Annotated in this window: 6 protein-coding genes and 2 pseudogenes; 6 read left to right on the top strand and 2 right to left on the bottom strand. The window is 59.0% G+C overall.

Annotated features, from left to right (window positions below; all coding sequences use genetic code 11):
• Positions 1-285: pseudogene (locus QD461_RS26390) on the bottom strand (iron ABC transporter substrate-binding protein); the annotation flags it as partial.
• 181 nt (positions 286-466) lie between these two features.
• Between QD461_RS26390 and QD461_RS26385 the strand changes: the two are divergent.
• The 6 genes and pseudogenes from QD461_RS26385 to QD461_RS26360 all read left to right on the top strand — a co-directional run bounded on the left by QD461_RS26385 (position 467) and on the right by QD461_RS26360 (position 7371).
• Positions 467-1480 carry a substrate-binding domain-containing protein gene (locus tag QD461_RS26385; protein ID WP_414090300.1) on the top strand — a complete coding sequence of 338 codons (1014 nt, stop codon included), beginning with the start codon at positions 467-469 and terminating at the stop codon, positions 1478-1480.
• A 69-nt stretch (positions 1481-1549) separates the two neighbouring features.
• A pseudogene (locus tag QD461_RS26380) lies at positions 1550-2079 on the top strand (NUDIX hydrolase).
• Positions 2080-2416: 337 nt separating this feature from the next.
• Entirely contained in the window at positions 2417-3259 is an 843-nt protein-coding gene (locus QD461_RS26375; RefSeq protein WP_414090299.1) for an inositol monophosphatase family protein, read from the top strand.
• Positions 3260-3324: 65 nt separating this feature from the next.
• Positions 3325-3930 carry a protein phosphatase gene (locus QD461_RS26370; protein WP_414090298.1) on the top strand — a complete coding sequence of 202 codons (606 nt, stop codon included), beginning with the start codon at positions 3325-3327 and terminating at the stop codon, positions 3928-3930.
• Positions 3927-5615: a metallophosphoesterase gene (locus QD461_RS26365; protein ID WP_414090297.1), complete on the top strand. Its 1689-nt coding sequence runs from the start codon at positions 3927-3929 to the stop codon at positions 5613-5615. The genes QD461_RS26370 and QD461_RS26365 overlap by 4 nt, the downstream gene beginning before the upstream one ends.
• A gap of 112 nt (positions 5616-5727) precedes the next feature.
• Positions 5728-7371 carry a Na/Pi cotransporter family protein gene (locus tag QD461_RS26360; protein WP_414090296.1) on the top strand — a complete coding sequence of 548 codons (1644 nt, stop codon included), beginning with the start codon at positions 5728-5730 and terminating at the stop codon, positions 7369-7371.
• Here QD461_RS26360 and QD461_RS26355 read toward each other — a convergent pair.
• On the bottom strand, positions 7368-8351 hold the full coding sequence (locus tag QD461_RS26355) for a LacI family DNA-binding transcriptional regulator (protein WP_414090295.1): 984 nt from the start codon (positions 8349-8351) through the stop codon (positions 7368-7370). The genes QD461_RS26360 and QD461_RS26355 overlap by 4 nt on opposite strands.
• Positions 8352-8512: the final 161 nt, after the last annotated feature.

Here is an 8512-nt window from a genome sequence, read left to right as displayed (position 1 = left end):
GCCCTCGGTTGCCGCCTGCAGGTGGGGATCGCCGGTTCCCGCCCACCAGATGTCCGTCTTCGGATTGCGTGCTTCGGCACGGATCTTGGCATAGGTTTCGCCGGCAGAAAGCCGAACCATGTTGACCTTGATGTCGCTCTGCTGTTCGAAACGCGCTTTCATCAGGTCGCAGACCTCCGGGTCTGCCGAGCAGATTACGTTGAGATCGCCTGCCGCGTGTGCCGACCAGGTAATAGAAGATATCCCCGCGGCAAGGGCTGCCGCGGCCAAACTGACCAATCTCATCATGTCCTCCTGGTTTTGCGACGCCTCCACGCCGCGCGCTTCTTGCAAGCGTGTGCAAATGCTGCATTGGTTATCAGGGCTTGTCAACCGCGACTGTCACAAAAGTGTTATAATGAACTCCTGAACGTGCACTTGCACACAATTGCAAATTTGGGCACAGTGACCGCAAAGGGAGTTGCAAGTGGTTACAAAGGATTTCGTCAGTGCGCAGGAGGTCGCGGAGAAGGCCGGCGTGTCGCGATCGGCCGTCTCGCGAGTTTTTACCCCGGGTGCCAGTGTCTCGGCGGCGACGCGCAGGCGCGTGATGGACGCAGCCGAGGCGCTTGGCTATCATGTCAATCACCTGGCTCGCGGGCTGATGACAAACGAAAGCGGGATCGTCTGCCTCATCGTGTCGGAGCTCGGAACGCCTTACCGATCATCGTTGATCCAAGCCCTTACCCAGCAGCTTCAGCTCGCGGGAAAGATCGCGATGCTGATCAATACGGACCGTTCCGACGGCAGCGTGGATCGAGCGCTGCGCCAGGCGATTCGCTACCGTGCCGATGCATCGATCATCCTGTCCGGGCTGCCCGACAAGTCCATTACCCAACTCTGCCTGAAGAGTGGTCAACGCCTGGTTCTCATCAACCGCGATGACGACCAGCCGGGGCCGCTCCGCATCAATCTCGACGATCAGGAGGCTGCTGGTCGCATTCTGACTGCATTTCTGCGCGCCGGCTGCCGCCAGCTCGCGTTCGCGAATTCCGAGGTTGGCACGCCGAGCCTCATGGCCCGAGAGCGCGGTTTCGTTGCTGCCGCCTCAGCCCTTGGCATCGAGGTAGCTGTCGAGCGTCACGGCTCTACGGGATATGAGGCAGGAAAGGTGGTTGCGCAGAGACTTTTGACGCGCAAGGAGCGGCCAGACGCGATCTTTTGCGCCAATGATCTGATGGCCTGCGGCGTCATGGATGCGGCGCGCCATCAGTTCAACATGTCCATTCCCGATCAGCTTTGTGTGGCCGGCTTCGATGATATCGAGCAGGCTTCGTGGTCTTCCTATGATCTGACGACGTTCGCGCAACCAGTTGAGACGTTGGCGCGCGAGGCAGTTGCCTTTCTTGCTGCTGCCGCTTCCACGATTGACATGGGTGAGGTTGAGACACTCAAACTCCATGCCAAGCTCGTGTGGCGTGGATCGATCCGCGGCGGCTGATGCCTTCCCGCCGTCAAACCTTCGTGCCTGATGAGTTGGAACGGCTTCACAAGCTCGATTGGCAAAGAGATGACGAACAACGACAAGCGGACGAAAGTCAAGGCTCGCGGAGTGTTGCAACAATTGGCACTCGTTCCTGAGACTCTGTTCAAGGGCGCCTTTCCGCACCAATATGGGGCTATCTACTTCCGCTATGTCGGGAATGAGGATCGGGTCGAGATCTTGATGATGACCTCGCGTAGAGGCCGTTGCTGGGTCATTCCCAAGGGTTGGCGATCAAGAAAAAGAGGCCGTTCGATACAGCTGCCATCGAAGCCCTTAAGGAAGCTGGCGTTGAAGGGAGCGTGCACAAGAAACCGATTGGCCGACATACCTACCTCAAAGAACTCGGACCTGATGCAGCGTCTCCCTGCATCGTTGAACTGTTTCAGATTGAGGTCCAAGGCTTGGCAAGCGATTTCAAGGAACGCGGCGAGCGAGTTCTCGCCTGGGTCTCTCCTGATTAGGCCGCCCGGCGTGTACGCGAGCTCGAACTCAAATCGCTCCTCGCATCCTCTCGACCGCATCGGTTGAAGGCAAAGATAATATTCAGGGGATGAGAGGTCAGGGCTCGCGCGGTTCATACACTGATTTGCCGGCATGATGCGGCCGATACAGATTGAACTTGGGTGGATTATTTTCCCCAGACATCGCGTCTGCCAAAGACAGGGAGCGCGAGGTTTTGAGTTCATCTTCGATCGAAAGACGTCTGAACGAGGCATGAGGTCGGGTGAGCAACCCAATGGCGGGTAAAGCGAAAAACCCCCGAGCGCGCTTGCATCTCGAGCGAAATCGCATCGCAGATTGGCAATTCAAATCCAAAGAATACTGGGCTTGACCAGATTGCACGCGCGTGCAATTGTATTCGTGTTTAGAAGGCGCCCAAGGGGGAATCACGTGCGTCCAGCATCCGACGTTGTCTTGCCTGAAACGCGCGCGGAATATTGCGGCGCCATCATCCGCGCTGCCGGAGATCTGGTTCTCGAGGGGTTTCATGCAGGAGTGGGGGCAGGCCTGTCGATGAAGGGTCCACAAGATTACCTGACGGAAACCGACGCCGCATCCGAGGCCCTGATCCGCGAAGGCATCCTGGCTCGCTTTCCGGACGACAGTTTCTTCGGGGAAGAGGGCGGTGGCGCGATCGGTGAGCGTGTCTGGGTCGTCGACCCCGTTGACGGTACCGCCAATTTCGCGCGCGGAATCCCGCATTTCTGCATCTCGATCGCTTATGTCGAGAAGGGGGTGACGGAGTTCGGCGCCGTTTACAATCCAGCACTCAACGAGTTCTATTTTGCAGAGCGAGGCCGTGGCGCCAGCTTGAATGGCAAGGCGATCCGGGTCGCTGCAACAAATCGTTACGATGCCACCACAATCGAAATGGGGTGGTCGACGCGTGTCGCGAATGAAACCTATCTCGACGTGGTAAAGGGGATGCTCAATCTCGGGACCAATGTCCGCAGAGCAGGTTCGGGTGCGCTGGCTTTGGCCTATGTCGCGGACGGCCGTTTGGATGGCTATGTCGAACTGCACATGAATTCCTGGGATTGCCTTGCCGGTCTTCTCCTCGTCAGCGAGGCGGGTGGTGATGTCTGCCCTTTCCTGGACATCGGCAGCCTGGAAAAGGGCGGTCCTGTCCTTGCTGTCGCTCCGGCGATCGCTGCCGGAATCAGTGAAATTGCAAACATCCCGCTCTCTTCAGTCGGCAACCGGATTGAGTCGGCGTGTCGGGCTGGCCAGTAGCGGCCACAAGAACGTGATTATAAGCCGCTCTTGCTGCGACAGGCGTATGCGCGCGGAGGATTGACATGGACGGACCTGTCTACGCTTGCCCGGCGATCACCTTGATTGCACAAGTCCTCGGACCCTTCGAGGCGGCCCTGTTCATTGACGGAGGTGCCAGCGCGAGCGATATCGGTCTTCTGCGCCAGCACCAGATCACGACCGTGTTGAACCGTGCTGTCAATCTCGACATCAATCATGTGCAGGCGCATCGGGCAACCGCCGAGGTACGGGCGTCGGGTTACGGTGACATCCGCATTAACAAGGTTGGTATCATCGACGGCGAGGGCAGCCCTGGCGCAATGGTGCTCGACGCCTGCCATATCCTCGACGGCGCTCTGCGCCAGACCATACCGAAGCGCGAGATCTATCCCTTTCCCGACGGCGGCAATGTCCTCGCCAGTTGTCGAAGCGGGCGCAGACGCTCGGTTTCGCCGGTTGCGTCTCTTCTTCACAAGCAACCGCCGCATTTCTATCAGACCTTGGACCATGCCCTTGCCGCTATTGGAGAGCGGCGCGAGTTGGCTCCGGACGACCGGTTCGAAACGCCGAAGTCGATGCTCTACGATGCGATCAGGCGTGCGTCGGATTGGATCGAGCTAATCGAAGCACGAAAGCAGCGCCATTCATGACACTTCGAGCCTTCCCCGAAATTGCCGTTATCGCGGACGCGCATTTTCACGATATCGACGCCGATTTCGGCTTTTCCGGCATCAGGATCGGCGGCCAGGCGCTGACGATGCGCAGTTGGTCGGACACACGCCACTCCACGCGGGTTTTCAACGAGAGTGGCGGCGCGCTCCATGCAGCGCTCGAAAGTGTACAGAAGCGCGGTATCCGCCATGTCGTGCTGCTTGGTGACTATAGTGACGACGGCCAGCGGGCGACGACACAAAAGCTTGCCGACATTTTGGAGCAACACAGCCGCGATCATGGCACTGCCTTCTTTGCCCTGCCTGGAAATCATGACATTTACGGTTTGCGTGGCCGCCATCACACCAAAGAGTTTCTGACGGACGCCGCTCAGGCGATCCTCGTCTCCAGTGATGCCGGGCTTGCCGGCGACGGCGTTGTCTTCAGCGACAGGATATATTGCGAAGGGTATCCCTACGGACTTCGCCCGATGGCGAATTTTGGCTTCTTTCGCAGGCCGGAGTACATCCATTGGGAAAGCCCCTTTGGATCATCCGATGCTGCTCAGGAGCGGCTCTACGAGGTGACCTCGCCGGATGGCCACAATCGCTATCGACTGACGGATGCCTCCTATCTCGTCGAACCGGTTCCCGGCATCTGGCTGTTGATGATCGACGCGAATGTCTTCGAGCCGCGCGATGGCAGCTTCAGCCATGGGGAAGAGGCCGCCTTCATCGACAGCACTGCCCGCGGCTGGAACGCCATGCTGCGCTTCAAGCCTTTCATCCTTTCGTGGATCGGCGACGTTAAGCGCCGGGCTCGCCGTCTCGGAAAGACCTTGTTGGCGTTTTCCCACTATCCCGCGCTCGACCCGTTCGATGGCGCTTGCGAGGCCGAAAAAGCCCTCTTCGGCGAGACCGATCTGGTGCGTCGCATACCACGGCACGAGGTCGAGGACGCCTTCTTGACGGCAGGTTTGCACGTTCATTTCAGCGGCCATCTGCACGTCGAGGGCGTCACACGGCGAGGTCGCGACGGCGGCTCCTTCACCAATGTTGCGGTCCCGTCACTGGTCGCATTTCCTCCAGCCTTCAAGGTCATCCGGCCTTCGCATGACCGCGTGGCGGTCGATACGGTCGAATTGGCGGCTATGTCCGTCGATCCTCGGCTCCTTGCGGGCTATCGGTTGGAAACCGCCGCCCGCCTCGAACCCGGTGACGCGGCCCACGCGGCAGAAACCTATGGCGGTTTCCTTCGAGCCCACAAGCGGGCGCTTGTCCGCTACCGTTATCTGCCGAAGGAATGGCCAGCCGACCTGGCCGCTGTAGTCGTGCAGATGAGTGTCGCACAGGCGGTGCAATGCGTTGCCGGGGGAGGTGAAGGCCTAAAGCCATCGAGCATGGCCTTGTCCGAGGGGCTCCCGATGGTCGAGCTGATTGCCGATTGGTACTGCCTGCGGCAGGGCGCTCATCTGGCGATCGCGCATATCGAACCGGAACGGCTGGCGCTCTACCGGTTGCTGGCACAGCAATTCGGACTTGCGCCTGGCGCCCACGATGGATCGCGTGAGCGGTTTCTCCGCATTTTCCTTGGAGCGCTCGGAGCGTTTCTCGATCGCGCCGCAGAGGGTCGAAGCAGCGTTGTCGTCCGTCTTGAAGAAGACCTGTGGGATGAACCGGCTTAGCGGAGATATCGACTAGGAACGGCGTTGCATCGGCAAGACGATAGTCTGACGGCGCAACTTGATGACGATGAATGCCGGATGTGCGTCCGGTCAACAGGCAACAGGTGATGGTATGGAATCGACTATCGTCAGCGTCAATCTGTTCGGTGCGATTGCGCTGCTTCTCTTCGGCCTCGCCCAGGTCAAGGATGGAATGACGCGCGCCTTCGGCACGAAACTTCGTGCGGGGCTCGCGAGAAGTACCAGAAGCGGCGCAAGATCAATCTTTGCGGGCTTTGTTGCCACCATCGCTCTGCAAAGTTCAACGGCAACCGCCTTGATTGTCGCCTCCTTCGTGGAGAGAGACATGATCGTACCGGCAATGGCGCAGATCGTGCTTCTCGGAGCAAATGTCGGGACCGCTGCGACTGCGTGGATCGTCGCCCTTGGTCTTGGCTGGCTTTCACCGCTGCTCATCCTTGTCGGGGCGGTGCTGTTGCGTGCAAAGTCCTCCGCGCGCCAGGGTGGGGGCGCCGCCCTTGTGGGCGTCGGTCTGATGCTGCTGTCATTGCATCTGCTTTCCGGCGCGACCGATCCCATACGCCAGTCGCCTGCCCTCAGCCTCTTCATCACCATGCTCGGAAATGCGTGGCCCGTTGCACTGTTTTTTTCGGCCGCTCTGGCGATCGCGGCATCGTCCAGTCTCGCGGTCGTCGTTCTCATCCTGTCGCTCGCCGCCGGTGGCGGCATCGACACAGGGCTTGTGATCGTTCTTGTCCTTGGCGCCAATCTTGGAGGAGCAGTTCCCCCTGTCCTTGCGACCCTGCATTCACCAACGCGCGCCCGCCGCGTCACGCTCGGGAACCTGATCGTGCGAGCGATCGGCGTTTCTATCGCCCTACCGTTTGCAGGTTATGGCGCCGACTTTCTTGAGCTGTCGCCGTTGCCGCATCAGAATTTCGCAGTCGATGCACATCTCGTCTTCAATCTTGTCGTCGCTCTTTTCGCCTGGCCACTGTCGCCATTCGTCCTGTCGCTGACGTCTCGCCTCCTGCCGGAGAAAAAGCAGGATCTTGAGGAGAGCAGCTACCTGGACAACAATGATCTCGCTCGTCCGCTCTCCGCTCTTGCAGGGGCAACTCGCGAGGTCATGGTCGCCGGCGATCTGGTCGAGCGAATGTTGTCACACGCCGCTGACGCAATGAATCGAAACGATTCCTCGGCTCTTACCGATGTCGCAATGCTTGAAGGACGGGTTGATCGGATCCAACACGCAATCAAGGTCTATATTTCCAAGCTCGGTCATAACGGCTTGAGCGCAGAAGAACATCGCCGCTCGATGGACATCGTTGAGTATGCTATCAATCTGGAGCATGTCGGCGACATTATCGAAAAAGGCATTCTCCCGGAAATCACTAAAAAGATCGATCGTGGCCTGCAATTCTCGCGCGATGGGCAAGAGGAAATCGCGGGCCTATTCAATGTGACGCTGGACAGCATCCGCATGGCGCAGACTGTCTTTGCGACACAAGACGCCAAGCTGGCGCGCCAGCTTGTGGAAATCAAGGAGGATGTGCGACGGCTCGAAAAGCAGTCGGCCGAACGGCACCTGCAGCGCCTGCGCGAAGAGCGGCCCGAAAGCATCCAAACGAGCTCGCTGCATCTTGATATTCTGCGCGACCTGAAGCGCGTTCATGCCCATATCGCTGCCGTGGCCCATCCGATCCTTGACCAGAGCGGTCTTCTGATCGAAAGTCGGATCCGCCAGGCGAACTAGCGCGCCGTTGCCCTCTCCACAATTGCAACCGGCACGACCTGAAGCCTTGTCTCGGCTTCGTCGCTGTCGAGGGCCGTCAGTACTTTTTCGGTCAAGTCCTCAAGCGGCTGGGCGATTGTGGTCAACTGGTAGCTCTTCCAGCCCGCCTGCGCGATGTCGTCGAAGCCGACGATCGACAGATCCTCAGGCACGCGGCGGCCCATCTCCAGGCGGGCAGCGTCTAGGAAACCGAGCGCCATGAGGTCTGTGACGCAGAATGCGCCGTCGATGGTTTTGTCCAAGAGCACTTCGCAAGCGGCGCTGTAACCACTGTCGTAGCCCGTCGGACCGCCCAACCAAGTCACGACTTCTACGCCTTCAATCCTCATGCGCTGGCTGAAGGCACTCGCCCGGCGAACCTGTGACGGGGTCTGGCTGCTACTTGAAACGACAGCGACTTTCTTGCAACGGGCTTTGACGAGCCGCGTGGCGGCAAGCTCGGCTCCGTGAGAATCGTCGCTCAAAACCATGCTGGTATCGGTTCTATCGATGCGCTGGTTGATCAAAATGAGACGTACGCCATTGGCAATGCATTGGTCGATGATCGAGGTGGGCGGCTCCCCGGACAGTACGATGATAGCCTGCGCGCGAAACTCGAATAGAAGCTCGATCAGAGGCGCAATGTCCGTGCGCGCATCGGCTGCGTTAAGCAGCAGGCATTGCAGGCCCCTCCGCAACAGGCCGATGCTTAAGAGATCAAGCTGCCTGGAAATAAATGGGGCACTCAGATTGGCGCCGACCACGCCGATGAGATTGGAGCGATCGCTCATCAATCCCTGCGCCAGGCGATTGACGCGATAACCAAGATCGCCTGCGGCTTTCAGCACCTTGTGGCGCACCGATTTCGATACGCTGCCGCCATTGAATGTGCGCGATACGGCTGAGCGCGATACGCCCGCGCGTTTTGCGACTTCCTCTGCCGTCACAAATGTTTGTGCCATCAAACTTCCCACCTGAACCAGATCGCATATCACAGGGCATAAAGCGTAGGTTTTTCCAATCGAAAAATTTCGCGCATCTGCCAGGCGGACTGGATTTGCCGATGTCGATCCTGACGAAGGATGGGAGGAAAAATGCCAGTGATTTCCGCCCTTGGCCAACA

Source organism: Rhizobium sp. BR 314, from assembly GCF_047445805.1.
GTDB classification, from domain to species: domain Bacteria; phylum Pseudomonadota; class Alphaproteobacteria; order Rhizobiales; family Rhizobiaceae; genus Rhizobium; species Rhizobium lusitanum_B.
Note: the sequence above shows the minus strand (reverse complement) of the source record. Positions and strands in the feature narration are given on the sequence as shown.

Bases quoted from the DNA above. Each gene is read 5' to 3' on its own strand.
- QD461_RS26370 (WP_414090298.1), top strand. From the start codon at position 3,325: ATGGACGGACCTGTCTACGCTTGCCCGGCGATCACCTTGATTGCACAA.
- QD461_RS26365 (WP_414090297.1), top strand. From the start codon at position 3,927: ATGACACTTCGAGCCTTCCCCGAAATTGCCGTTATCGCGGACGCGCAT.
- QD461_RS26360 (WP_414090296.1), top strand. From the start codon at position 5,728: ATGGAATCGACTATCGTCAGCGTCAATCTGTTCGGTGCGATTGCGCTG.
- QD461_RS26355 (WP_414090295.1), bottom strand. From the start codon at position 8,351: ATGGCACAAACATTTGTGACGGCAGAGGAAGTCGCAAAACGCGCGGGC.